Annotated in this window: 23 protein-coding genes; 12 read left to right on the top strand and 11 right to left on the bottom strand. The window is 50.9% G+C overall.

The features are described from left to right. Window positions 1-15 precede the first annotated feature (15 nt). Window positions 16-924: a copper resistance protein B gene (locus AAH187_RS00255; protein ID WP_342346422.1), complete on the bottom strand. Its 909-nt coding sequence runs from the start codon at window positions 922-924 to the stop codon at window positions 16-18. Further along, on the bottom strand, window positions 921-2,825 hold the full coding sequence (locus tag AAH187_RS00250; protein ID WP_342346421.1) for a copper resistance system multicopper oxidase: 1,905 nt from the start codon (window positions 2,823-2,825) through the stop codon (window positions 921-923). The genes AAH187_RS00255 and AAH187_RS00250 overlap by 4 nt, the downstream gene beginning before the upstream one ends. Before the next feature lie 259 nt (window positions 2,826-3,084). Here AAH187_RS00250 and AAH187_RS00245 point away from each other — a divergent pair, with 259 nt between their 5' ends. Then, window positions 3,085-3,210, top strand: coding sequence for a hypothetical protein (locus AAH187_RS00245; protein WP_342346420.1), 126 nt, complete (start codon window positions 3,085-3,087; stop codon window positions 3,208-3,210). 117 nt (window positions 3,211-3,327) lie between these two features. Here the strand turns inward: AAH187_RS00245 and AAH187_RS00240 are convergent, their stop codons facing one another. Both AAH187_RS00240 and AAH187_RS00235 read right to left on the bottom strand, forming a co-directional pair. Continuing rightward, window positions 3,328-3,687: a hypothetical protein gene (locus AAH187_RS00240; protein ID WP_342346419.1), complete on the bottom strand. Its 360-nt coding sequence runs from the start codon at window positions 3,685-3,687 to the stop codon at window positions 3,328-3,330. 349 nt (window positions 3,688-4,036) lie between these two features. Next, entirely contained in the window at window positions 4,037-4,546 is a 510-nt protein-coding gene (locus AAH187_RS00235; protein WP_342346463.1) for a hypothetical protein, read from the bottom strand. A 236-nt stretch (window positions 4,547-4,782) separates the two neighbouring features. Between AAH187_RS00235 and AAH187_RS00230 the strand changes: the two genes are divergently transcribed. Further along, entirely contained in the window at window positions 4,783-6,405 is a 1,623-nt protein-coding gene (locus AAH187_RS00230; protein WP_342346418.1) for a hypothetical protein, read from the top strand. Between the two features lie 1,224 nt (window positions 6,406-7,629). Here AAH187_RS00230 and AAH187_RS00225 read toward each other — a convergent pair. Together AAH187_RS00225 and AAH187_RS00220 are read right to left on the bottom strand one after the other, a co-directional pair. Further along, window positions 7,630-8,634, bottom strand: a complete 1,005-nt coding sequence (locus AAH187_RS00225) for a serine protease (RefSeq protein ID WP_342346417.1) — start codon at window positions 8,632-8,634, stop codon at window positions 7,630-7,632. Between the two features lie 918 nt (window positions 8,635-9,552). Beyond that, window positions 9,553-11,574, bottom strand: a complete 2,022-nt coding sequence (locus AAH187_RS00220; RefSeq protein WP_342346416.1) for an FAD-dependent oxidoreductase — start codon at window positions 11,572-11,574, stop codon at window positions 9,553-9,555. A 347-nt stretch (window positions 11,575-11,921) separates the two neighbouring features. Between AAH187_RS00220 and AAH187_RS00215 the strand changes: the two genes are divergently transcribed. Together AAH187_RS00215 and zwf are read left to right on the top strand one after the other, a co-directional pair. Next, window positions 11,922-12,296, top strand: a complete 375-nt coding sequence (locus tag AAH187_RS00215) for a VOC family protein (RefSeq protein WP_342346415.1) — start codon at window positions 11,922-11,924, stop codon at window positions 12,294-12,296. Window positions 12,297-12,331: 35 nt separating this feature from the next. Continuing rightward, window positions 12,332-13,720: a glucose-6-phosphate dehydrogenase gene (zwf, locus tag AAH187_RS00210; RefSeq protein ID WP_342346414.1), complete on the top strand. Its 1,389-nt coding sequence runs from the start codon at window positions 12,332-12,334 to the stop codon at window positions 13,718-13,720. A 163-nt stretch (window positions 13,721-13,883) separates the two neighbouring features. On the opposite strand, the gene AAH187_RS00205 is transcribed toward zwf, so the two are convergent. From AAH187_RS00205 to AAH187_RS00195, 3 genes are all read right to left on the bottom strand, one after another. Beyond that, window positions 13,884-14,081 (bottom strand): hypothetical protein, encoded by a 198-nt coding sequence (locus AAH187_RS00205; protein WP_342346413.1) that lies wholly within the window; start codon window positions 14,079-14,081, stop codon window positions 13,884-13,886. A gap of 265 nt (window positions 14,082-14,346) precedes the next feature. Beyond that, window positions 14,347-15,447, bottom strand: a complete 1,101-nt coding sequence (locus tag AAH187_RS00200) for an AI-2E family transporter (RefSeq protein WP_342346412.1) — start codon at window positions 15,445-15,447, stop codon at window positions 14,347-14,349. Between the two features lie 1,283 nt (window positions 15,448-16,730). Then, complete coding sequence (locus AAH187_RS00195; RefSeq protein WP_342346411.1) at window positions 16,731-17,408, bottom strand: potassium channel family protein; 678 nt, start codon at window positions 17,406-17,408, stop codon at window positions 16,731-16,733. Between the two features lie 665 nt (window positions 17,409-18,073). Here AAH187_RS00195 and AAH187_RS00190 point away from each other — a divergent pair. From AAH187_RS00190 to AAH187_RS00155, 8 genes are all read left to right on the top strand, one after another. Next, window positions 18,074-18,454, top strand: a complete 381-nt coding sequence (locus AAH187_RS00190; protein WP_342346410.1) for a hypothetical protein — start codon at window positions 18,074-18,076, stop codon at window positions 18,452-18,454. A 730-nt stretch (window positions 18,455-19,184) separates the two neighbouring features. Beyond that, on the top strand, window positions 19,185-19,796 hold the full coding sequence (locus AAH187_RS00185) for a paraquat-inducible protein A (protein WP_342346409.1): 612 nt from the start codon (window positions 19,185-19,187) through the stop codon (window positions 19,794-19,796). Continuing rightward, the gene (locus AAH187_RS00180; RefSeq protein ID WP_342346408.1) at window positions 19,793-20,428 is read left to right on the top strand and encodes a paraquat-inducible protein A; all 636 of its coding nucleotides are present in this window, start codon (window positions 19,793-19,795) and stop codon (window positions 20,426-20,428) included. Before AAH187_RS00185 ends, AAH187_RS00180 begins: the two co-directional genes overlap by 4 nt. After that, entirely contained in the window at window positions 20,425-22,086 is a 1,662-nt protein-coding gene (locus AAH187_RS00175) for an MlaD family protein (RefSeq protein WP_342346407.1), read from the top strand. Before AAH187_RS00180 ends, AAH187_RS00175 begins: the two co-directional genes overlap by 4 nt. A 10-nt stretch (window positions 22,087-22,096) precedes the next feature. Continuing rightward, window positions 22,097-22,732, top strand: a complete 636-nt coding sequence (locus AAH187_RS00170; RefSeq protein WP_342346406.1) for a PqiC family protein — start codon at window positions 22,097-22,099, stop codon at window positions 22,730-22,732. Between the two features lie 351 nt (window positions 22,733-23,083). Next, window positions 23,084-25,345, top strand: a complete 2,262-nt coding sequence (locus AAH187_RS00165; protein ID WP_342346405.1) for a nitrate reductase — start codon at window positions 23,084-23,086, stop codon at window positions 25,343-25,345. A 77-nt stretch (window positions 25,346-25,422) separates the two neighbouring features. Continuing rightward, window positions 25,423-26,088, top strand: a complete 666-nt coding sequence (locus AAH187_RS00160; protein WP_342346404.1) for a NapC/NirT family cytochrome c — start codon at window positions 25,423-25,425, stop codon at window positions 26,086-26,088. Between the two features lie 178 nt (window positions 26,089-26,266). Then, window positions 26,267-26,488, top strand: coding sequence for a hypothetical protein (locus AAH187_RS00155; protein ID WP_342346403.1), 222 nt, complete (start codon window positions 26,267-26,269; stop codon window positions 26,486-26,488). 162 nt (window positions 26,489-26,650) lie between these two features. Here AAH187_RS00155 and AAH187_RS00150 read toward each other — a convergent pair whose 3' ends face one another. Both AAH187_RS00150 and AAH187_RS00145 read right to left on the bottom strand, forming a co-directional pair. After that, window positions 26,651-26,791, bottom strand: a complete 141-nt coding sequence (locus AAH187_RS00150) for a hypothetical protein (protein ID WP_342346402.1) — start codon at window positions 26,789-26,791, stop codon at window positions 26,651-26,653. After that, window positions 26,788-26,999: hypothetical protein (locus tag AAH187_RS00145; protein WP_342346401.1), on the bottom strand; the 212-nt coding region annotated here is incomplete at its 5' end. The genes AAH187_RS00150 and AAH187_RS00145, both read right to left, overlap by 4 nt.

Raw genomic sequence — 26,999 nt, 5'->3', positions numbered from 1 at the left:
GTGAAGTCCTCCCTCCTAGAACCAGGCGCGTACACCAACCACGAAGCGAATCTGACTGGGATTTCCGCCTTCATCCCGCACAAGCGTGGCCGTGTCTCCAAAACTTTTGTCCAGGGAGATTCCCAGGTAAGGGGCAAACTGACGTCGAATTTCATAGCGCAGGCGAAACCCCAGTTCGAGATTATTAAGTCCCGAACCGGTCGTGAATTTCCTGACGCGTTGAATCGCCGCATTCGTTTCAAAGCGTGCTTGGAGAATCAGTCGTTGACTCAACGAAAGATCTTTGGTGGTCATCAAGCGTGCGGATACGTCACCGTCCTGACTGATGAAGAGGGCAGGTTGTATTTCGTATTTATACGGAACCAGGCCTTGTAGCCCGATCACGGCCAGGCCGCGCGTGACGTTTCGGCCCCGAAAGGATTGTGTTTCGAGACGCCCTCCCATTTGAAAGTCGTAATACTGCTGGATAAATCGTCCGTAGAGGAGTTGTGAGTCGATGTCGTAGTCTGCTTTGAATGCGGTATTCCGTTGCCCTTCGCTTTTAAACCACATACGGTTGTAGTCTCCGCCGTACCAGCCTTCCACATCCCACCGGTAATCGTCCTTACTCCCGGTGCCACCCACTTGTGGGCGATATTCCAGAATATCGGCCAGAAAAAAACCGTGGCTTTGCTCATCCATGACAGGACTGGGCCAGTCCGCTTCTTTGGATACAGGGGATCCCGTGTCCGACATTTCTCTGAATTTCCCGGATTGGGTGCCAGCCTGTCCTTCCGGCTGTATCGTATGGGGGTGGTGAGTGTGTTCATGAGCGGTGGTTGATTCGCCGGGGATAGATTGGGCAAAGATGACCGACGAATTGAAATCCCAAATGAGGAGACTGATGACCGTGAGTGAGAGGAGGCATCGAAACGATGTCCTCATGAACGTACCGTAGGTTCCTCGCCGGAAACCTCAACCACGCGGAACATTCCCGCTTCCATATGCATGAGCAGATGGCAGTGAAACGCCCAACGTCCTGGGGCGTCAGCGGTGATTGCGACGGAAACCCGCTCGGCCGGTTTAACGATGACGGTATGTTTGCGCGGCAGGAAGGCTCCAGCCCCGTTCTCCAAGTGCATCCACATCCCGTGCAAGTGTAGGGGATGCTCCATCATCGTATCGTTGACGAAGGTGAGGCGTAGCCGTTCGCCATTACGAAAGAAAATGGGCTCTTTGGCTTCTGAATATTTTTTGCCATCGAAGGACCACATGTATCGGGTCATATGGCCTGTGAGGTGAAGTTCAATCTCACGCCCAGGCTCCCGTTGGTCGGGGTAGGGTGTAAGACTTTTTAAGTCGGTGTAGACCAGCACCCGTGTGCCGGTATTCTCCAGCCCGATGCCAGGCTCATCCAGCTGTTGACGCGAATACTCGGCGACCGATTGGTTGCCGGAACCATGATGGCCTGGAGCATGTTGGACGGGCGTGCTGCCGGGAATTTCTGATTGGCGAGGTTTATCCATGGTGATGTCTGATATGTCGTTCATGTCATGGATATTTTGTGTTTCCTGTTTTCCGGGTACGTCCATTCCCTGGTTGTTCGACGGTGCCTCTCTATGATGCTCGGGATTCTTCATGTGGGCCATGTCCATGTTTTCCATGGACATGCCCATGTCCTTCATGCTTCGGAGAGGCCGCGGACGACGGTCGGGGAGGGGGGCGGTCATGCCTGCCCGTGGAGCGAATGTGCCGCGTGCGTACCCGCTTCGATCCATCGTCTCGGCAAAAAGCGTGTAGGCCCGATCCTCGCCAGGTTGGATGATGACATCGTAGGTTTCTGCCGGTCCGATACGAAACTCGTCCACCTCCACCGGCTGCACGTTTTGTCCGTCCGCTTGAACGACCGTCATGGTGAGGCCCGGTATTCGCAAGTCAAAAAAGGTCATGGCCGACGCGTTGATAACACGCAATCGCATACGCTCGCCTGGCCGAAAGAGCCCAGTCCAATTTTGCTCCGGTGCCAAGCCGTTCATCAAATAGATATAGGTGTACCCGGTGACGTCCGCGAAGTCCGTGGGATCCATCCGCATTCGGTCCCACATCAGGTAGTTCTGCAGCGCGGCACCCAGGCCCATTCGTGACACATCGGAAAAGAATTCGGGAGCGGCGCGCTTCTGGAAATTATAATAGTCGCTTTGCTTTTTCAGATTGGCGAAGACCGTTTCCGGTGATTCGAAGGTCCAATCCGAAAGCAACACGACAAAGTCTTGATCATAGTTGAATGGTTCCGGCTCAATCGGATCGATGATGAGCGGTCCGTAGACACCGGACTGTTCCTGCAAGCCGGAATGGCTGTGGTACCAATAGGTTCCGCTTTGCCGGATGGGATAGCGGTAGGTGAAGGTCGAACCCGGCTTGATGCCGGCAAAGCTGACGCCGGGCACACCGTCCATGTCCGGCGGAAGCAGCAATCCATGCCAGTGAATGGACGTATCTTCCATCAATCGGTTCGTGACATTGAGTGTCACGTTTTCACCTTCCTTCAAACGAATTAAAGGACCGGGTAACGTGCCGTTAATGGTCTTTGCCATTCCTGTTAACTTGCCGATTTGAAACGGAGACTCGGCAATGCGTAAATCAATGGTCTGTCCATTCAACACTGAACGGGAGTTCGCCCTGTTTGTGGGCGCGTCTGCAGAGGCATAATGTGGAAGGAGGCGGGCCAAAGCTTCAGTGAGTCCTAGCGCGCTAATGCCTTTCAGCAATGTCCGCCGTGTTATCCTCAAGTCGTGGTTATCTTTCTTGGCGCGCATGTATTCGCTCAATTTATCCGGCGCATCCACCGGTCCTTCCTATCTATGATCATTGTTGGTGGCCATTATGACCATCAGATCCCGATGTCGGAGTATCCGGTTCAGCCGTGCCGTATTTTTTGAACGGGAAAGCGTACACAATAACCGGATGACCGGGAGCCAAATCGTCCGCTTCCATAAAATGGGAGTGTGAAAGGGAAACAGGCCCATTTCGATTGTAAACAAGTTAAACATTATTCTGTAATTGCCTTGGCCACCAGATGAAATACAGGCTGGGGATGAACACCGTATGAGCAGCGTGGCGGTCACCATTCAACCGATCATGGGAGATGACCTTCGGGGCATTCGATCGTCCACGCAAAATTTCGCTTCCTATGACGGATTCGATGATATTTTGCGTGTCTTCAACGGTTAACCCATATTGGAAAGTGGCCACGCGGTGTTTCACGAGCCAACTTGAACATGTCAGACGAATAATTCGTCTTGTGTGAATTCAGGAAATGTGCTGATGAATGAACAAATGGGGAGGGAATCAAATACGAAAAACCGAGATAAGGACAAGGATGTTCTTCGAAGGTGCCAAAAGTCCTCTTGCAGGGATGGGGGCGAATTTTCCGGTTAGTCTCGAATCCAGAAAAAGAGAAGAACTGCTTTCCACAAGCATGACATTGGAAAGACCTGCTGAGGAAAGATCGGCTCCGGATTGAATCAGGAAAGATTGGAAACCGTCACAAAATTGGGATACGGGTCCTTTGCCCGGCATGGTGCAGTCGCTGACTTGATGCGTCGGCAAGTCGGCATAGATCGGCACCACGCACGCATAGGCATTGAAGCTGAATGCGAGGAACAGGCCGATGAGAAAGAGAGCAAAGCGTTTTGGTGAAGATCTCATGAAAGACATCCTACTCTTAAAATTTTTCTCCGTAAATAGCGTTTGCATCAAGCAGCGGTTGCCTCTGCTGCTCGGCCTTCCATGAACCCATGGGGTCGAATGATCATAAACGTCCGTTTTGATGTTCTTCTTTTAGGAAGAATAAGATACATGACAAAGCGTTTTTTGTGACCAGATGATCAGGAATTGAGGATTAAGAAAACGTAAGACACTTTTGCTTGTACAAGGAGCAGAGCAACTGATACGGATTGAGTGGGTCAATGTCTGGTAACGCCAAGGTCGGCAGGGCTTTGCAACCCAGATGGCTAGGTCAAAACCTGTTGTGGGACCTCTTCCCTGGGCCGGGGCTCTAAATGATTAGAGGCACTCTCTCTAAGTGTGCTGGAGTACGAGCAACCAGAGGTTTCTCAAAAACAAAGTCCGTGAGGCTATAGAAGCTATCGGGCATTAGCCAATGAAGGTGGATAATGAAATTGGCAGCAGAGACAAACTGCTGAATGAGGGAGAGGGCACCGGTTTGAGTTTTGGCATGTATCAAACCGGTTTGCTTGATGATAAAGGTCGAACGGGCGCGGTGGATGACCTGGAACAGGGGGGGAAGCCGGTGCGACTTTGGTGCGTGCGATGCCGGAGCGAGATGGGAAACAAGCCCACCCATGGGCAAACCGGCTCCTGGGGCCTGACCTGCTCGACCAGGTGGGCCGCCGTCTCCGCCATACGGCGAGCGCCACAAACTGGGCAAAAACCAACGGCGATTACAGGAAAACGCCACCAGCTTCTGCAGAAACGCGATAATCACAGAGGTGCCAAGCTCGACGCGCTCGGTGGTCGTGACCGCTGCGGCCAATGGCAGAAACATCTCGTGCTGATTCTCTCAGCCCGCACCGTGTCATAGCCTGTGCCTTCGGCGGCGTGGGGCCGTGCGTTGGCCATCTGAAGATTGTCGCTGACGATGGATGGCAATACTCGCATGATCCTATCATGCTGTTTACTCCAGCAAATATATAGGTGACCTGCAATGGTTTCTCCCGATAGAATGCCGCTCGCGCCCATAAGCCACGTAACGATCATTTCATAGATTTTATGATTTCATTCTTGGTCAACATTCAACGTTGGTTTGACCGCACCGTCCTCGAGCTCGGACGTGAACTGCGAATTTCCTATTTGCCACCGCTCATGGTCTACGTGGCGGCTGGCATTTCCGGGCTTACCGGTATCGTCGGGACATTCTTCGTTAAAGACTTCCTGGGGCTATCGGCGGAATTCCTGGCGGCACTGGGATTCTGGGCTGGCATTCCCTGGGCGTTGAAGATGCCGCTCGGCCATCTTGTCGATCTCATCTGGCGGCATAAGGCGGCGCTCGTGTACGTCGGCGCCACACTGATTGCGGGCAGTCTCCTCATTATGATCGGGTTGCTTGCGCATACCGATGCCATGCGTACGATCATGCCGGTGGAGGCCTGGTTCGTACTGAGCGCGTTGCTCGCGCCGGTGGGTTATGTGGTTCAGGACGTGGTGGCGGACGCGATGACCGTAGAGGCCGTTCCTCGTATTGACGAGGACGGACAGCCGGTAGAGGCGGAACGGCGCCGGCTGATGCATACCACCATGCAAACCCTGGGGCGGGTGGCGATCATCGGCGGAAGCGTTGCCGTAGCGCTGCTCAACGTGGCCTTGTTCAGCGGCGTGGAAGCCATGTCCGGTGACATGAAATCCGAAGTGTATGTCCAGATCTACAAGCTCGCGCTGCTGATTCCAGTGGTTTCAGTGCTTGGCGTCCTGCTCGGCGGGTATCTGAAACGACGCGACAGGAGGCGGCTCGAGAGCCAGGGGTATGCTGCGAAGGAAGCGAGAAATCTGGTCGAGGGGCATACAGCCCCAACGCGACCGAACTGGTGGATTCTCGGGGGCAGCCTTATCTTCGCGATATTCACCCTCTCTGCCGGGCTTAGCGGCATACCCTACAATCAGGAAATCATTTTCGTGGGTTCACTCGCCATCATCTTGTTTTTGATGTCGCGGCTGGTGAGCGCGCTGGACGCCGAAGCCAGCCGCACACTGGTGGGGACCGCGATCATCATTTTCGTGTACCGGGCCATCCCAACGCCCGGTGCGGGCTCGACCTGGTGGATGATCGACGAACTGGGTTTCGACCAACAGTTCCTCTCGGTGCTGTCCCTGATTACGAGCACCATCACGCTGTTCGGCATGTTCATTTTCAGGCGTTTCATGGCGGAGAGATCCATCGCCTATGTTGTGGTGGTTCTCACCGCAGTGAGCACCTGCCTGAGCCTGCCGATCATCGGCATGTTCTATGGTCTTCACGAGTGGACCGCAGCCCACACCGGCGGTTTGGTGGACGCGCGATTTATCGCTCTGGTCGATACCGCCCTCGAGTCGCCGCTCGGTCAGGTCGCCATGATCCCGATGCTCGCCTGGATCGCAAACTCCGCACCAGAGAACTTGAAGGCCACCTTCTTCGCAGTCATGGCGTCGTTCACCAATCTTGCCCTTTCGGCGAGTCAATTAGGAACAAAGTACTTGAACCAGATCTTCACGGTCACGCGCGATGTGGAGGATCCCGCGACCGGCAATTTGTCTGTGCCGGCGGATTACAGTGAGCTTGGCATGCTGCTCATGGTTGTTACCGCAGTCGGGCTTGCATTTCCATTACTGGCCATCGCGCTGGTACGACTTTCGCGGCTGCGCAGTGCCTGACACATGCACGTATTTCGATGAAATTTACAAGGCATTTTTGACTGGGGCGGGACGTTCCAAAGCATTCGTTGAGGAATCAATCCCCCGACTTTGCTGTCCGACATGCGGGAGTGCATTCTGCGAGTAGGGTCTGACAGGCGCATTGTTCCCGGATCGGGCTAGCATGGTGCTCTATTTTGGGATGTGAGTAGGGAAGCTGGGCAAGGGGGGCGTGTCGGCTCAAAATTGAGCCGGAATCCTGAGCGAGATGAGGCTGTTTGCAAGAACGCGTCGAGGGGGGAATGTCCGTTTTGATGCTCTCTTTCCAGGAACAATACGATACATGTCAAAGTGTTTTTTGAGACTGGACGATCGGGGATTCAGGACCCGGAAAACCTAAGATTTTTCTGCTTGGTCATGGAGCAGAGCACCTAAACCTTTCTTAATGACTCCTTCGCCAACTTCCAGCCATAGTCGTGGGCACTTCACAGATAACGCTTGTGGACGGATGCCCAGAAAAACCTCTTTCAAACTGCCGCACCGTGAACCGTTGTTCTCTTTGAATATTCCTTCGTGAGAATTGGTGATTCTCCAAATGGAGATTTCATTTCCTTCCCCCCTCTCGTCCATGTCTCCCAATCATCAGAAGAATGAAATTTTAAGCCGAGGTTTTCTTTCCCTTAACGAACCTGATTCATGAGCCGATAAGATAAAGGGGAGTAGAGAAATGCTGCCAGAGGGATTTCTTCGGGTAAAGATCAAGGGCTAGGGGAAGCGGGGGAAATGATTAAAGTTCTGTGGCAGGTCATAAGCTTACTGGGATTAGCTGTCTTCGTCCCTGTGTGCTTTCTTTTATTTTTGTGAAAGCGGAAAAAGGCCCTCAGAGCCGTCCCATCACGGTCGCATAGACCCCTGTTCATCGTATAACCAATCAGCAGAAGACCAGCGAGAGCGATTTTCGTAAAGTGATCCAGGATCTGAAAAGTGGATCTTCCGACTACAGCAACCGGGAGTCCATGGTGTGTGGTGCACTTCAGGAAGAGAAGACTTCCGCGGAAAATTTTCTGAAAAAATTGGGACCCCTGGAAAAAATTGAATTTAAAGAGAATAAGGGAACCGTTTTTTCTTCATTTTTATTTCTTTCGTGGAGGCGACCTATTGTATAATTGTATAAACCTCCACCCAGGTCCCTATGCGAGGAAGGGGTATATCTTTGTAAGACCAAGGTGGGCGGATATTTAAGTCTTAAGTTCCATGCCCAATAAACTCATCGGTCCCATACTTGTTTGATCCATATATAATTTCGTAGTCGGCCCCAAGGGTTTCCAAGATCTTTTTGGCTTGCAGGCTCTGTTTATAAAAACCTTGCAAGTCCCAAGGTTCACGTCTTAGGACAGCCCAACCACGAATCCATCCCGGATTATAGGGATCGAGAGCGGGAACCCATTTTTCAAATAGCTCTAATGGTTGAAACCAAAATGAATATCCCACCCCGTCATCCTCATTGTTGGGGCTTATACCGGAACTCACAAGGCCAATGACATGGCCGTCCTCGTTGAAAATAGGTCCGCCACTCATCCCCCCAGGCCAATTGCATGAAACCTCAAATGTTGGCCACGGTTTGTTAATACCCCGCCCATTTTCAAGTAGTTTCCTTATTTCACCCACAGCTCCATACATTTTCTCAGTAAATATCAGCACACCTTCTTCCCTAACATTTTGGACATCCATGACATTCGGATAGCCAATGGCCATGACTCTATCGCCAATTTTAGGCCGTGAACCACTAATCTTTAATGGCAAAAAATCTGTAAAATCCTTGACCCGTTGATTGGCAGGATTAAAGCGAAACTTAACACAATCGAAAATGTTTCTATTATCAGTGCGTCCGTGTAATCGGCCAATAGGATCGCTAACTTCCCCTCTATAGTTATCAACATGATCAATAAAGACAAAGCAATCTTTAGGAATTGGCGGCCGGCCGTAAACTAGCCCAGGACTCACCATTCCAAAGACTGTTCCTAAATGACGATTAATAATTTGTCTTGTTTCGGGACACTCCAGCACGTGATAGGCTGTTAGATACATCCCAAAAGGATCCACACGGAAAGAGGTTCCTAGCCCAGAAATCAAATGTGTTTCCCGATCTATTGTAAATAAAGGCACTATACTTCTCCGAAGACCGAAGGGATCCTGTATCCGAAAATATCTTTCATTTTCTTGGCTAGATGGCAATGCTGGAAAAGACATTAAAGTCCTCCAATCTCATGAAAAAATGATTCGGAAAGCTGATTCTGCCCTGCCCATTGCCATGGAATAAATCCAATAATTTGTGGACAGCTCTCTTTCTGGTGGAGAATTTCCAGAGCCATTTTTCCCCAGGTAATTTTAAAGAGTTCGATCCTTGCTCATTAAAAAATCCCAAGGTTCCTTGTAGGTCGTCGATATTGAAGAGAGCCTCGCTATACTGTGACGCTCGGTTCAATCTCTTATTTTTCAACCGTTGATTTGGTTCGTTTGTGGAGTCGTCACAGAAATTTTTAGCATAAATGGGTATGGGGTTAACATGCCATGGGCTGATGGGAATACCAGTCGAGGGCTTTTTGCAAGTGAACGGGTTGAAGCATGTGTGGTGCTCAATCATTCTCGACCGAAATCCAAGCTTCGGCCTTGAGCCAGTACGTGCTGTGCGGCGATACGGTCTATTTTATTTTGCTGACCTTTATTCTTCTCAAGAAACGTATCAGGGAAATTGGTATGTCATAGATAACTGACCCTTAGAGAATGGATGTCCTGTGAGGCTTTGGCAACGGCAGCTAATGTGCCCGGTGCTGCGCTAATGTCTCTAATTCGAGCAAGAAGAATAACATCGTGATCAACCAATTGGTATTTTGATCATGCACGCGGATTGTGTCGTGTAAAGGTGGGGGAATTTAATTGTTGTGTACGGAGCCATTGATTATGCGAACAATGTTTCAGACTCTGGTCTGAAATTTAAATAACCATAATATTCAAGTGAAAAAACGGTTCATGGTGAATGCCTACACAGTTTCATAACCATCCTCGTCACCCCTTGTGGGAAAAGGAAGTGAACGAACCCGGGTATAGGCGAAAGCCGTCACTTTTCGTTCTGGAGTGGAGGATTGTCGGAGGGAGCGAGTTTACTACCTAATCCTGATGTTCGAAGTGAATTCTCGCCTCGGCGATATCCATGTGGCTGAGTATTCCGACCGGCCGGGATTCCTGATCTAACACCGGTGCCTGTTTCACATTTTTCAAGTACAACAGGTGTAAGGCTTCGCGCACCGCTTGCCCTTCAGGGAGAGCGGTGACCTCACGTTTGGCGATCGTTCTGACGGACTCATGAAAATCCTGACCATGGGTCATCGCGCGATAAACATCCGTTTTCGTCACAATACTTGTTAACTTCCCTTCCGCATCGACCAAGGGCAACAACGAATGCGGGCAGTTCCCAAAGGCCAGAATCACATCATTGATCGTGGCAGCTTCGGAAAGACACGGCGCGGGTGTCTTCATAACGGTCTCGACTGGCGACGAGAGCAAATCTGTCGTCCACCGTTTCTCGCCTAAGACTTCTTCCTGTGGAGGTCGTTGGGCGGTGTCACGAAGGATCTGCTCCAGACTTTGGAAACTCCTGACGAAAGCTTTGAATTCCTTTGAATTAAACATCATGAGGGTGGCGGCCGTTTTAGCCGTAATCGTCACCTGTCGCACTACACCCAATAAAAATGATCCCTCGCCGAAGTGGTCCCCAGGAAGCAGTTCGTCACGCCAAAGCACTTTGCCGTCGTCATTGTATCGGGTGGCTTCCAGTGTGCCTTCCTCCACAAGATAGAAAGCGGAGCCTCGTTCCCCCTGACAAAAGATGGCATCTCCCGGTTCCACATGGATGCGCGCGATTTTTTGTGTTTTTTTCAAATCCAGATAATTGAGATCCGGCGGAAAAAAAAGCTCAAATGTCCAGTCAATCATGACCCGCAGCTTGCGGTCGAGGCCGGGCAATTTCAATAAGTGAATCGTCCGCGTTAACCACCAGGCAAAAAATCCGCTAAAGCGGAAACCCAGGATCGAGCAGACACCCTTATGATGTCCGATCGTGGCCATTTGCCCCAGGGCTTTGTAACGGAACGCATGAAGGGTGACGCCGGAAAACGATAAAGCGATATTTTCTGCGGCATGCTCCCCCAGTTTTATGGCGAATTGGGCGGTTGGTGGACATTGGTTCCCATATCCATCGGGATTCGCGGCCCCATCCCCCATGCCCCAAACATTCGTGTATCCCTTGAGTTGGAGAAATTCGTCGGTTACCAGCCATCCCCTGGCATATTCCGCTTTCAGATCGGTGAGCACCGGATTTGGTGCGTTGCCGATCGTGCAGATGGGGTTCTGGGAATCGAGACGAGTGCCGTCACTCAGTCGGATATACGCGGCGCTCACCGACGAGGCCCGTTGGTTCAGTAATATGGTCAAGCCGCGGGACTCCAGCGATTGTTGAGCAAATTTCCCAAGATCTTCGCCAAGTTCCGGAAGCAAGTGCGGCCCGGAATGCACCAGGGTAACTCGCAGGTCAGAGGGGTCGAATGCTGGATAAAATCGTCGGGCTGCGTACAGAAGATCGAAAATTTCACCAGCCGTTTCGACGCCGCTATATCCGCCTCCCACGACGACAAAATGGAGGAGAGATCGCCGGATGTCCGGATTGGATTCGAGGTCCGCCTCTTCAAGGCGTTTAATGATATGTTCCCGGATTCCCAGGGCATCAGCCAGTGTCTTTAAAAATAATCCATGCTCCATCATGCCCGGTACCGCATGGAGATTGGTGCTGCTTCCCAGGGCAAGAACAAGGTGCTCAGCCTCAATGGGTTCAAGTCCTAAGCCTTCATCCCCATGAAATTCGACCCGTCGTTGGTGAAGATTGATCTTGGTGACTTCGGCGCGCTGGACCATACAGCGGCGTAACGCTAACCGGATGGGGTTCATCACGTGGCGAGGTTCGATCCCCGCGCCAATCACCTCGGAAAGAAATGGCTGATACACAAAATAGTTTTCTGCGCTGACCAGCAGCATGCGTTTGGCCGTGTTGGTCCCCCAAAGCTTTTCAAGTCGCCGGGCGCAGGCCAGGCCGGCAAATCCTCCACCAAGAATTACGACGTCCCATTTCGTTTGCATATGCCTTATCGTCTTTTCTTTCTCTGATCGGTTGTGGCGATCAAGTCAGTCCTGTGCAGGAACAATTCTTATTGCTGATTTTTTGCGTTCGCCCAGGATTCTGATAAATTTAACATGGTTATACTTTAAAACGCTCTTCAGGAGAACTGGGATTTTCCCTTGATTGGGAGATTTTCATGCTGTGGTCTGAGGCCATTCCGGCCCCGCTTGCCTGCATCTTCTGAAACAGGTAGGTTTCCTTTGTGGGGGGAAGATACATAACAGCCTCATCCGTGACGGCTCGCCGGCTGGTTCTATTGCCGCCGTGGCTGGCGAACCATCATAAAAACCACGCAACGAGGTGATCCATGACCATTGAGCTCAATCACACCATCGTCCCGGCACACGACAAAGTTGCATCGGCAAAATTCTATGCGAAAATTTTCGGGCTCGTGTTCGATGAAAGAAAGGTAGGATATTTCGCACCGCTACGGATCAATGAGACGCTCACGTTTGATTTCGATGATGATGACACGGAAAAATTCGACATTCATCACTATGCATTCAAGGTCAGTGAAGAGGAGTTCGAGAAGATCTTTGGCCGCATTCAGGCCGAAGGTATTCCCTATGGGAGCGGACCGTCTGCGCGGGACGATATGACTATCAATCACCGGGGCGGTGGACGGGGCGTGTACTTTTGCGATTCGAATGGACACATTCTTGAACTCCTCACGGTGGAGTAGGGTAGGATTAATTGGCTTGATGATTCAGGGAGGGAATGATGAGGAATTCTTGTTCAGATGCGCTTGTGCTTTTCGGAGCCACAGGCGACCTCGCGCATAAGAAAATTTTTCCGGCTCTTCAAGCCATGATTCAACATGGCAAGATCGAAGTGCCGATTATTGGAGTGGCCAGAGGCGGAAAGGATGTGGATCATCTCCGGGAGCGGGCACGGGACAGTCTGGAAAAATTCGGTGGTGGTGTGGATGAGGCCGCCTTTGCCAAGCTTTCCGAATTGCTCAATTATGTTGAAGGGGATTATCAGGACCAAGGCACGTTCACGCGGCTGCGTCGGACTCTTGATAAGGCGCAACGACCTTTATTCTATTTGGCCATCCCGCCGAGTCTGTTTCCGACCGTGGTGGAAAATTTGGGAAACTCAGGCTGTGCCCAGAGCGCACGAGTCGTCGTCGAAAAACCCTTCGGCCGTGATCTGGCGTCCGCTCAAGCCCTGAATTCCACTCTCCGTAACGTCTTTGACGAAACGGCCATCTTCCGTATCGATCACTATCTCGGCAAAGAGTCCATTCAAAATCTCCTGTTCTTTCGATTTGCCAATGCATTTCTTGAGCCCATCTGGAACCGCAACTATGTTGAAAGCGTGCAAATCACGATGGCGGAACAGTTCGGGGTGGAGGGACGGGGAAAGTTTTACGAGGAAACCGGAGCGATCCGTGACGTTGTCCAGAATCATTTATTGCAAGTGGTCGCCAACCTGGCCATGGAGCCGCCAGTCTGCGCGGATGGAGAAGCTCTCCGCGATGAACGGGTGAAAGCGTTCAAGGGTATTCGCGCACTCACGGGGAAATCTCTGGTGCGCGGACAGTTCCGGGGCTATCGTGAGGAGGACGGGGTGAAGCCAGGTTCCAAGATCGAAACGTTTGCCTCCATGCAACTGCACATAGATTCGTGGCGCTGGGAAGGGGTTCCTTTTTTCATTCGGGCGGGGAAATGCCTGCCGGTGACGGCCACGGAAGTGTTGGTCAAACTGAAGCATCCGCCTCATCAGCTTTTTGACGACACGCGATCAGATGCGTCGAACCATGTTCGTTTCCGGCTGGGACCGGACCGTGTGGCAATCGCGGTGGGTGCCCGAGCGAAGAGGCCCGGCGAGCGGATGACAGGAGAAGACATCGAGCTGTACGTGTGCCGACAGGAAGGGGATGAGCAGGGAGCATATGAACGCCTCATTGGCGATGCGATGGAAGGAGATGCCTCATTGTTTGCCCGGGAGGATGGCGTCGAGGAAGCCTGGCGCATCGTGGATCCGATTTTGACAATGCCCGCTCCTGTCTTTGAGTATGCTGCGGGGACGTGGGGCCCGAATGAGGCTCAGGCCATTGTGGCGGGTATTGGTGGATGGCATAATCCGACCGAGCGTGAATGAAACGACATTCTCCAATTCACACACGTCCCCCCTCTACACGCTCAATGGTTCTTACTCACCCGGATTTCTTTTCTCTGGTAAAGCGGGAGGAATGAAACGGTTGCGTGTTGCACTCTGGCGCAATGTGAATTTCTCTGAACGACTCAATAATGATAAAGTTTCTTCACATGGCGAAGTTCAAAAAAACAGGGGAATAGCGCACGACCGATAATCCGCTGCATGTTGGTGAAACATCATACGCAAAGGTCGCGATGATCACATGGACTTGTGCACCCACAGCCTTGTACAAGGTCTCGCAGTAATGTTCTCGATCCTCCGCTCCGCCTCCGTCAGAAAATGAAACCGTCCCCGATCGTACCATACATCATACGTTTTTGATGAACGGAAATCGCTGATATCGACTTCCCTCCACGTCACGAGAGTTGCACAATCGCCTTCCCTGGATGTGGCTGCCACCGTTCCTTCACAAAATGTCTATCGCACACAGGGAACACCTGGCTTTGATTCCTTCCTCAGCCTGTTTGACGACCTGACCGATCTCCATAATAGAATACCCTCCTATCCAAACATTTCATTTTCGCTAAGTTGACCATACGCCGGGATGGGTGTGGTACCTCACATTTCTATTATGTGTCCGCTTTTTTGTCCTCGCTCGTTGGCTGGTCTAAATCAAGCCATGCCAGAAACAATTTATACCCCAAAGTCAAAACCACGGCTCCAATAAATAAACCAATGATGCCTGACAGTAGCATTCCCCCGATGGCCCCCATGAAAATCACGACCATCGGGACATCCAGGCCGCGCCCTAAAAATATCGGTTTGAGGATATTATCAAGCAAGCTTACGAAAATTGACCATGTCAGAAACAGGGCAGATGTGAGAGTATCATGTGTTGAAAAAACGTAGATGACCATCGGTATCATGATCGGTCCGATACCGATTTGTACGATGCCCAGTATGAGACACAAAAATGCCCAGAATCCTGCTGCAGGGATTCCCGCGATGAAGAATCCGAATCCTGCAAATAGCGATTGAATCAGGGCTACCCCCAATACGCCCCGCGCCACGCTTCGCACGGTTGCTTCTGCAAGGGTTGCCAGGTCGGCTCCCCGGTCTCCAGCGAGGCGCCTGCCAATACTGTGAGCGAGCTGATGTCCGGGCCTCGAATTCGCCAAAAGCACTCCAGCTATCAAAACTGCCGCAAAAAATTGCAAGATTGCCAGACCCGTCCCTGTGAGCATAGACAGGAGCCAGCTTGCTAATACCCTGATCTGGGGTTCGAGTTGGGCTAGGGCTCCTTCAATATTTCCGGAAGCGAGGTTCCAGATATTGGCTAACGGTTTTCCAATCAGCGGCCATGTCTCAAGGTCGGGCGGCGGTGGTGGAACTTTGAACGTTCCATCCCGCAAATGATTCACAACCATTTCTCCATTTTCAACAAGAAGTCCTCCTAAGAGAACCGCAGGCCACACCAGGATCACCAGCATTCCGACAGTCACCAATATTGCTGATATACGAGGAGAATCCCGTAGCAGAGTCCGTAGGGACCCATACACCGGATAGATGGCCACGGCGATGATGAGACCCCAGATAATGGGGATAACAAAGGGGCGCAGAATGAGAAAACACCATCCAACCCAAAGGACGACCAGTCCAATCCGAATTGCAGCCTCCACCGCATTTTTTGTGAATTCCTCATTTCGGGTTGGAGTTGAGTTATTCGCCATGTTTGTCTAATCCTTCTCCTGGTATTTTAAGTAGTAGGGGTTCGTAATTCCCAAAGGGAATGCAAGTTATTCATACAACAGAAACTAGCCGGTGAATTCATTCAGGGGTTCGCTCAATCTGAAAAAAATTATGACAACCTACTTTACCCTTCCTTTGTGAGGGCGGGATAGGGGATCAGCATGGTTATAGGAATTTTTCTGGGGGATCCAAGGTTATCAGGGATCTGAGGAACAATTAGGATCTATTCGCAAAAAGCGTTGATCAATGCGAGTGATGTATGGAGGCTCTGCTACACTTTAACGCTTCCCTGAAAGTCACTTGATGAGTGCATCCGATACAAAAAACCATGGATGGCACAGCCGATGCGTCCAGGCGATTCAGACATGCATTGAAATGTTGACTCGATCTGTCTGACTTTGTATTTGTACCATTCCATACCGGGAATGCAAAATTCGTAAGTCAGGGCTCATTTCCCATCCGACTCTCCATAGAGTCCAATCGGATTCAGGATCCTAACGTCGAAGGTTAGTTTCTCCTGGCCCCTTGAGGTGAACTCAAGCCGTCCGTTATCTCTGAGGAATCTATCGCATAGTCGTCCCTGTTGCAGTTTCCATCCGGCATGACTCGACCCGCCTGGATGGCAAGGAATGCCACTTCGTAATCTGCCCGGAATCCTCGTGTCGGTGGAAGCCCGTTTTTCCGGCAAGTATCATTAGTAAAGGCAGGGACAGCTCTGGATGAGGCATGGCCTCGCCATAGGCGAACATACTCTAGCTCAATGCAGGCGAATCGCTCTGGAGCCAATGCTCTTTTTCCTGAAGGCACGGTCTAAATCGCCATACACAGATTTGCTATACACGACCAGCTTCATTGTTGTAGCGGAATGAGGCGTTATTCTGATCTCGGACCGTCTGTCATGCAAACGGACGGTGCGACCGTCAACGGAATATGTAACATTCAGCGGATCTATCGAAAACTTCTTTGCCAGAAATCCAGTGGGTTCTTGGGTAGGGGTAGGGAAGGCGGAGTTATTGAAAACGGGAAAAAATGTACCATATCCACCCGGTCTGACAAATCCGGTCACTCCTAGGGCAAACCCCATATGAATCAAGAGTCTCAACGAAACGGGAAGTTCGCGACATCCTTCTTTGTAAGGGCTTGTCGGGCCGGAGTGAGGATCCGGGGCGGGAGACTATAGCCTTGCCAGAGGTGGAAGACCCGACCTGACAAAGTTCTCAGAGCAGGATACGACGAAGAAACAGTCCAAAATCGTAAACTAACCCTATGGATTTTTGTGGGTGTGGCTTTTATCAGAAAGATACATGCCGACAAGCCATGCCACCAACACGGCGACATAAAATTGTCCGACAATCGCCTCGAGATAAGAGAGGGTACGTGCGATCGGCTTAATGGGCGTGAGGTCGCCATAGCCTACTGTGGTAATGGTGACATAGCTATAATACAGCAATTCTGAAAATTGGACTCCTATAGCGGTGGATGTCAGGCCTTGGAAAGAGTTCGGGTTGGCCAGATTGATGAACAGATAGAACATTGCCCAGTTTATTCCGATCAGGAGATAAATGCAGATGGCGCCAAGGATTTTATTCACATTGATTGTGCCAGAAAGAAGTAAATGTCGGTAAGCAACCCAGGTACTGGCCAGAGAAAACACAAATAGAATGGACATGTTGACCAAATGAAGCTCAGGAATGCCTAGGAAATAGTCGATTGTGGCAGTCGCGACCCCGCTTACTGCAAGGAATCCTCCTCCTATCATCAACCATTTTTTTTCACTGACATGGCTCCAAATCCCCATTAGGAGCATGAGGCAAAGAACTGGCTCCAGAAACAGACGTCGGGTCTCACCCATGACCCCTTCTTCTTGAGCAAAGGCGACCAGGAGCATGAGGACCAAGAGACCTCCTAACAGATATCCAAAGTTCATCCTTTTGATATGCATTGGTGTCTTCTCCAAATAACAAAATGGGGAGGCTTCATATTCATGAACAAGCCTCGTTTTCCCGGCGCTTCAATGGCTCGTATGGTAAGAATTGCTCACCGTCTGTTCTGAATTTTGACTTGTGGGTCCGACGGCAGAGGAGCCTTTCCTCTGTGGAAGCCATGGCCACAAGATAGACGTGATTGGTTCTAAGGCAATATGCCGGAATTTCGACATGGTGGCGATTTCCGGAGTCCTCCTCCCTTACAAAGAGATTTGTGTATCAGCATCTGTGGAAAAGACCTTCTCGCGCCGACTCCTGCGTTGGGTAAAAGGATGAGGCCGGTGCAAAATGACCCTTCTTCCGGTGCCAGCTATTCCGCAGAGTCTATCATAGAAAAAATGGACAAGGTCCCCATTTTTTGGATGCAAACCTCAAGGGGTGTGTTGTCCATACGACTTCCCTGAAGACAAGGGTGGGGAGATTCAATAGCACCTCCTGGGACGTCCCTGTTGTGATGGGCCTCTCTACCTGGTCCTCTGTTACATGAAAAAAACAACTTTTTTTGAGAGTAGGCGGAAATTTTGAGTAGGGTTGCTTCTCAGCCCGAAACAGGTAATATAGCGGCTCTTCCTTATAAGCTGGAAGGGATTGATGAGATTTTTGTATTTGTGGGAGGTTTTTCATGACGATTTCTGGAACAGGTGTTTTCAAGAATAAGAGATGGGATTGGATACCACGAACATGCACATTTTTTCTCACCATTATCCTCCTTTCGGCATGTACGCAAAATCGTGCCTATCTCTATGAGACGGGCGAGAGGCCGATACCACCAGGCATCGAAAAGCAAATTCTCCCTCATAAAACTACTCAGGACGATGTGTTGACTCTACTTGGAGAACCGATTGCCCGCCTCAAAACCAAGACGGGTGGGGGGCATATTCATATCTGGACCTATTCCTATATGGATCTCCAGAGCCCCTCACAGGACAAGGGGGAGTCACTGACTATCACCTTTGATGACAAATCCTTTGTGGTTCTCAGTGTCACCAGAGGCCCGCTCTAACTCAGGATGAGGAAGCCAAGGAAAAACTCATTTGGGTCTGTGTTGATAGGCAAATGGGCTTCTGAGGGACTTCTCCGTGATGTACCTTCGCAATTGTCCTGAGCCATGAGTCTACTTTAGAAAAAGCTTGAATGAAAAATTTCAAACGGATTGCCTGGCAATGCCTCAAGCCCCCACTTTTCTCTTCGCCATCACAGGGCGCAGATCTTCAGGTTCATGACACAGCAGATCAAAGGCCTCTCTAAAAGGTCTTTTCCCATCCTCATGATTGGAAGGTGAATCTGATAAGCTGCCGGGTTTCTGCCCCACCGGTTAAACATCCGTGGCCATCCTTGAAGCGGATGAGAAATCCTGTCTTTTGATAATGGCGGGTACTTACCTTTCAACACTCCTGGCTGCATCCTCGACGCTTGGTTGGGCAAGGGGATGTGAAGACGTATGGGTTCTAGAGTGATTCCTTCCATATCCTGCACCAGGTTTTTGGTGAAAAGGTTTGGCGTGTTTTAGGTGGATAATGGTTAATCTTTCAATGCATGATATGGGGGGAGTAACCAAAGCACTCAATCATCCATTACGGGTCCAATCCCTGCCTGTTGTCCCATGCTTGTTGGCTAATTGCTGGTGAAAAGTTTTATCGAATATGTTAAAAGCATCATCGACAGGGTGAATCCTTCCATCCAGGACAATCCGTGGAGAAGATGTGTTTCCCGCTAGATCGAATGAGAATGACATGACCGCCGTACATACGTTAATCGCCTGCCATGAATGCGATCTCCTTCATCGTATGCACCTGCTGCATTATGGTGAGCGGGCCAAGTGTTCGAGATGTGGAGCCTCGTTGTATGCGAAAAAACGGGATGGTTTTGAACATACCATCATACTGGCGTTGGCCAGTCTCATTTTCTTTACCCTTGCGAATGTTTTTCCGTTTATGACCTTTGAGCTCAATGGCCGTGTTCAGGAAAGCCTGCTATCCACAGGGGTGCAGGAGTTCTTCGACCGGGAAATGTGGGCGTTAGGGGTGTTGGTCTTGTGTGCGAGTATCCTCTTCCCGGCTCTGAAAATTCTTGGCATGTTGTACGTTCTTGGGCCGTTGGAATTCAACAAGCGACCGTGGCACGCCGCTCTGGTTTTTCGGATGGTGGAGCACTGCCGGACCTGGGCCATGATGGACGTCTATTTGCTGGGAGTGATTGTCGCTGTGGTGAAGTTGTCGGATTTGGCGAATCTGGTTCCCGGTGTCGCGATTTATTCATTCGTCGCCTTAATCCTAACCTTGGCTGCCGCCGACTCTGCACTGGACACCCATGCGGTCTGGGAAAAAATGGAGAAGGTTCCATGAGGAGTCCTTACCCCACCGCAGCCCGGTCGGGGTTCATGAGTTGTCATGCCTGCCATTTACTCAGCCCAATACCTCCGCTGTTGAGTGAGGGGGAGCCCATCTGCCCTCGCTGCGAGGCCCATCTTCATCTGCGAAAACCCAATAGTATTTCGCGCACGTGGGCACTGTTGATTGCGGCCTACATTCTGTATATCCCGGCCAACCTGCTTCCCGTGATGACGGTGATTTCGTTTGGAAAAGGCGAGGCGGATACGATTCTGAGCGGGGTCAAGGAACTTATTCATGCTGGAATGTTGCCGATTGCCTTGCTGGTGTTCTTTGCCAGCATCACCGTGCCTGTGTTAAAGCTCTTGGCGCTGACGTATCTGTTGCTGTCTGTTCAATACAAATCTCAATGGCGCCCAAGAGAACGGACCAAGTTATACCGGATGACCGAGGTGGTCGGCCGATGGTCCATGATTGATATTTTTATGATTTCGATTTTAATTGCCCTGGTAAAACTTGATGCCGTGGCGACCATTGAACCCGGGCCGGGGGCGATCTCATTTGCGGCCGTTGTCATCCTGACCATGTTTGCTGCCATGAGCTTCGATCCCCGATTGATTTGGGACAGCATAGAGGAGAACACATGAAGGACAGGGAATCCGATCCTGGCGATGTTGAGGAATTGGCGGAAGTCACCGTACAAAAAAAACGCGGGATTTCCATCGTGTGGATTATTCCCGTGGTTGCGGCACTCATCGGCGGGTGGCTGACCTACAAAACCATCTCCGAAAAGGGTCCCACGGTGACCATCACCTTTGAAGATGGAGCGGGATTGGAGGCCGGCAAAACGAAGATTAAATATAAATCCATTGGAATTGGCACGGTCAAGAGTGTTCAGATCGGCCAAGACCTCTCTCACGTCATCGTGACAGCCGAGTTCGGCAAGCAGGCTGAGCCTCATCTTACCGAAAATACCCTATTCTGGGTGGTCCGTCCCATGATTGGATTAGGCGGTATTTCTGGGCTTGAGACTTTAGTGTCCGGAAGCTACATCTCTATTGATCCCAGACCCGGGCCTTCGGCTCGAACATTCACCGGACTGGAGAAACCTCCCGGAGTGACACAGGAGGAGGAGGGGGCTCAATTCCAATTGCATGCGGAAAACCTGGGATCCAGTGCTCCCGGGGCTCCGATCTTTTATCACGATATCCAGGTTGGCCGTGTCCTCGACTATGCGTTGGACCAGGATGGCAAAGGGGTGTCCATCGATGTGTTTATTCAAGCTCCGCATCATCTACGGGTTCGGGATACCAGCCGCTTCTGGCAGTTAAGCGGGTTTGAATTATCGGTTGGGGCAGAAGGCCTGGATGTCAAAATGGAGTCGCTCTCCTCTCTCATCACCGGAGGAATCGCGTTCGATACCCCGACAACCGCAGGCGGGTCAAGTGAACCGAGTCAATCGGGTACCGTCTTTAAACTCTTTAAAAGTTTTTCAAGTATTCAAGACGCGAAGTATGTCATGACCCGTCCGTTTCTGGTCAATTTCGATGGATCAGTGAGGGGCCTGAGTGTCGGGGCGCCGGTGGAATTCCGGGGAATTAAAATCGGGATCGTTTCCGATATCGCGGTCAATCTCAACCCCAAGACGCTGGAGATTAAAATACCCGTGCTCATTGAGATCCAGCCGGAACGCATCACCGCCACACAGGTCATACAATCACAGGTCGTCGAGGATAAATACGCCATCATGAAGCATATGGTGAAACGTGGCTTGAGAGCCCGACTGGAGACCGGGAGCCTCCTGACCGGACAATTGTTTGTCGGGCTGGACTTCCACCAGGATCTTCCCCAACAGGAACTGATCATGACCGAAAAATATCCGGAAATTCCAGCCATCCCGGCAGCGATGGATGAGTTGCGACGGACGGTCACCGATGTGATGGCCGAGATTCGACGCTTGCCACTTGATAAAATTGCCAAGGAAATCCTGGAAGCGGTCGAAGGAGGGAATCGTCTGGTCAATTCCTCTGAGACGCAAAAAGCCATCCATAACCTCAATACTGCAATAGGAAATGTGGAAAAGCTCACTGTGGGCCTTGATCGCCAGGCTGATGCCCTGGCAATCAGTTTGGACAAGACTCTGGTGAGCGTCCGGAAATCCCTAGAAGTCGCTGATCCAAATTCACCAGCGGGCGTGAATATGAATAGTGCGTTGAAGGAGCTGGCTGCTGCCGCCCGTTCCATTCGGGTTTTGGCCGATTATCTTGAACAACATCCCGAGGCATTAGTCAAAGGGAAACAGTGAGGTGGTGGACATGAACAGGATCATAAAGGGGATTGTTTTATTTGGCGCTTGTGTCGGGGTTCTCAATGCCCTCGGGTGCGGGACAAGCCAACCTTCCCATTTCTATTTGTTGCGAGCCGTGTCGCCTCCCTCGGTCTCGGGCCTATCGGACACGAAACCTTCAAGCCTGTCATTTGGACTAGGGCCTGTCACCCTTCCAAAATATTTGGACCGGCCGCAGATTGTGACCAAAACCAGTGCCCATGAAGTCGAGCTGGCAGAATTTCATAAATGGGCTGAACCGTTGAGTGAAAATGTGTCTCACGTCCTGACCGAAAATCTTTCAGCCCTTCTTTCGACGGATCGAATTCTGCAGTATCCGTGGAGGAGTTCAATCACCCTGGATTATCAGATTGCCGTGGATGTCTTGCAGTTCGATGCCACCATGGGCGGGGAGGCTGTTCTGGTCGCCCGGTGGAGTCTGTTGGGTGGCGATGGACACACTGCGCTCATCACAAAAAAGACGCAGGTGACCCATCGTCCGACCAGCCAGAATTATGAAGCGTTGGTCGAGGCCATGAGTCGGAATCTTGAGGATCTCAGTCGCGAGATCGCAGAGGCGATCACAACTCCTCCACCAAAAATCCAGACCGGTTCTTCATCCTGATCTTCTGTTGGGGAGTCCGAATTTCCTATACGGGTTCGGCACATTTGGAGGCTGAGGGTCGCATAATCCCGCCAAACTGTCGTCCTACTTCTGTAAGAGGGTCCTCCCCAGCAATTCATCGAACCGAGCCACCGTGACCTTCACTGCGCTGACGACTTTCCTTACCAAGTCGAGTTCTTTTTTACCTGAAAAACAGACCGCCGCCCGGGAATTCTTGCTTGAAAGACGGTTCTTGTGGGACACTTCCCGCCTCGCTAGGTCGTTGGTTGGGAAGAAGTACACAATGGCATCGCCAACCGGCAGAGGAAAAGTGGTCCTCATACTTATATTTGGTATTGAGAGTAAAACAATATGAATGACAATGGATTCACCAGACGTAATTTATTGCGTGTCCTTGGGATTTCGGCGGGGATGGCTTCCTTAGCCCATCTCACGGGATGTGGAAATCTTTGGGAACGGCAGCCCGTTATCCCGGTGGACACTTGGAATAAGGGAGTCTGCCGATTTTGTGGGACCGGGTGTGGGATGATGATTGGCGTCAAAGAGGGAAAGGTTGTAGATGTGAAGGGCGATGAATATGCCCACAACCGGGGTCGCCTGTGTATTAAGGGGCTGATGAACCGTGAAATTCTGTATGGAGAGGGTCGAGCCCTCTACCCCATGATTCGGAAAAATGGAAAACTTGAGCGTGCGACATGGGAAGAGGCCATGGACTTGGTGGCAAAGAAATTTCGCCAGGCCATCGACGAGTTTGGGCCGGATAGCGTGGCCTATTACGGGAGCGGCCAACTCTATACCCAGGAAAGTTATACCGCCAATAAATTATTCAAAGCGGGGATTGGCACCAATAATGTGGATGGTAACCCGCGGTTATGTATGGCATCTGCGGTCACGGGGTATACGACGACGTTTGGGAAGGATGAGCCGCCAGGATGTTATGAGGATATCGATTATGCGGACACGTTTTTTATTACCGGGTCCAATACTCTGGAATGCCATCCGATTCTTTGGGAACGGGTTCTGGACCGCAAGAGAAGTCATCCCGAAACACAAATTATCGTCGTGGACCCCAGGCGGACCTTTACCGCCATGCATGCGGATTTGCATCTTCCCATTTATCCGGGGACCGATGTGGCCCTTTACAACTCGATGATGAACGAGTTCATTCAAAATGACTTTGTTGATAGAGAGATGGTGGATCAGTATCTGTCCTTCCAGGAAGGAGAGAAAAAACTAACCTTTAGTGACTTGAAAAACCATGTGGCCGGTTACCCAGTGGAACGCGCGGCCAAAATCTGTGGTATCGCTCCAAGAGATATCAAGGAAGCCGCATTCATGTTTGGTTCCTCTAAGGCCACGATGTCCCTATGGACGATGGGATTGAATCAACAGGTGCAAGCGACAGCTTCCAATCGAGGCGTGATGGCCATGCATCTCTTGACCGGTCAATTTGGGCGACCAGGGGCCACTCCGTTCTCCGTGACGGGCCAGCCTAATGCCTGTGGGGGTGTCAGGGATACCGGCTCCCTTTCTCATGCCCTTCCAAACGGGAGAGTTATTGCCAATCCGAAGCATCGCGAGGAGATGGAGGATTTGTGGAAGGTGCCACGTGGTCGGATTAACCCCAAAGCCGGGTATCATACCGTGGCGCTTTTTGATGCGATCAAAGAAGAAAAAATAAAATGTTGTTTGGTGATGTGCACCAACCCTGGACAAACGCTTCCAAATAACGAACCCTATTGTCGGGGTATGGAAAAGACATTTATGGTCGTGGCTGATTCTTTTCATCCAACTGAAACCACTCAATTTGCTTCCGTCGTCCTCCCTGCAGCCATGTGGGTGGAAAAAGAAGGTGTGACGGGAAACGCGGAACGCCGGTATCATTTATACCCGAAACTCGTGGAGCCACCGGGAGAGGCCCGGAGTGATTTGGATATTTTAGTGGACTTTGCCAAACGCATGGGACATGAAGAGCTGATTTCCGCCCGCACGCCAAGGGATGTTTGGGATGAGTGGAGGAAAATTTCGGCCCACTCATCGTATAACTTTGAAGGCATTACCTATGAGCGGCTAGAAAAAGAACGCGGACTTCTTTGGCCTTGCCCAACCGAAGACCATCCAGGAACCAAAAGACGGTATTTACCTGGGAAGGACCCCATGGCGAAAGGCACGGGGCGTTTTGATTTTTATGGAAAGAGCGACGGAAGGGCGACCATTTGGTTGGATCATCAGGAAGAGCCCGTGGATGCTTATACCGAGGAATTTCCTCTGATATTCAACACAGGTCGAATATTGGAACATTGGCATACAATGACCATTACCGGTCCGGTGGCCGAATTACAGAATATTCACCCGGATTATTTAGAAATTCATCCTCATGATGCACGTGGACTACATATTGATGAAGGAGATCCGGTCATCGTGCGAAGCCGACGCGGAGAAGTTGAGCTTCGGGCCAAGTTAAGCTTTGTGGTGAGACCAGGTATGGTCTTTGCGACTATGCATTCGGCCAAGCATCTGGTGAATCGGGTGACTCATGATGTCTATGACCCTTTTTCAAAGCAACCGGCGTTCAAACGCTGTGCCGTTTCGGTTCGCAGGAAAACAGTTTAAAGATAGGATACAGAGAGATGAGTCTGGAGAGCATACGGCATCTTTACCGGGTCTGGATCAGGTCAGGGTGGACTGTGATGACTGCCTTCGGATCCACCTTGTCCTATGCCGCTGAGGACAATACCGACATCGTACCAGGAATTGGGTTCTTGCGGGGAATCGGAATTGCCTCTGCGTTGGGAGGCATGGTGGTCCTTGTTCTGGTTCATTTCGTTTACCGGAAGAAACTTTCCCGAGGCACCTATCATTGGCTTCTCCTGCTTGGTCTGTTTGTTCTACCCCTGACTGCCACTCTGAGCACAACGGCCACCGTGATGGAAGGAACCAAAAGGGTCGAAGCATGTGCGTCCTGTCATGTGATGGACCCCTTTGTCAATGATTTGAGGAATCCGGAGAGCCCCACCCTGGCGGCAAGGCACTATAAAAATAACTGGATTGCGAAAGACCAATGTTATGGGTGCCACATTACCTATGGGGCGACAGGGACCATCGAAGGCAAACGGGATGGATTTCGTCATTGGTTATATTATGTGACGGGGACGTATAGCGATCCCATTGAGTTCGTGGGCAGTTACTCAAATTCCAACTGTTTGTATTGCCATGGCGGCACGGAAAAATGGAAACGGGTCAAAAGTCACCAAGCGTTAACAGTTGATTTTCAAGCCGACAGTATTGCTTGCATTCAATGTCATGGGCCACCCCATCCTTTGCCACAAGAACGAATCCTGCGTGTGAAGAAATGAGTACATGCAGGTTCCGGTTTAGAGTTTCGAGTTCCAAGAGTCATCTGGGAAATGAAGAGGGAGGCTGAGGTTGGGAATTCGTGTTAATACGTCCTTACACCAAAGACTTAGATACCAAATTTTGAACCCGATGCCCTAAACCACTCTGACACTTAAATCTCGGAGAAAGGAGCTATTGATGCCGGACAATTTACCTTCTGTCGGTGTCACCCGATTAACCAATCTGGCTGTGAATTTTGCTTTGGTGGGGCTGGCATGTGTGTTCTTGTTTTTGTGGAATGGTTTCGGCGCCTGGAGCATGGGGCTGGGAATGTTTGTGGGCATGCCTCTTTTGGTCATGGCCATCCTCTTGTATTTTGTCGCCGTGGCACGAGATTTGAGAAGGCGTGGCGCACTTTGAGATTAGCCTGAATTTCTGATCTGAGACTGCAAAGCAGTATCTGGTTGAGAATCCCGTTAGGCTGTTCAGGATTGGCACAAGAGCAGTCGCCTACGCATAATCATTGCCATCCTTTCAAAGATAATGAGGTGTGAGTACTCCCCAACACCTGTATTAATTGGATCACTTCCCTGTGGTTCTGTCCTCCTGCAATCCGCCCTGTTCATCAAAACGCTGTCGGAATTTCATGGCCCAATACTCGAAAATCTCCAACACCGGTTCCAGGGAATTCTTTTCTTTTGTTAACAGCACGCGGTCATTCACACGGTCTTCCACATAGGCCGCCAGCCGCTCCAGGCTGGTTTCGTCCAGTCATTTGTCTTCGATGGCCGCCTCCCTTTCCATGGCATTCCTTCCTGGGGAGTGTTGAAAAATGCTGCCAGCAGCGTTCTCGCCGCCTGGCCGTGCTCACGTACTCCTCCGTACGCTCCGCCCGTCCAGTCGGCTGCGGCCTTGCTGGAGGACGATATTC

The organism is uncultured Nitrospira sp., assembly GCA_902500695.1.
Lineage (GTDB): Bacteria > Nitrospirota > Nitrospiria > Nitrospirales > UBA8639 > Nitrospira_E.
This window is presented reverse-complemented; position numbering and strand designations above follow the sequence as displayed.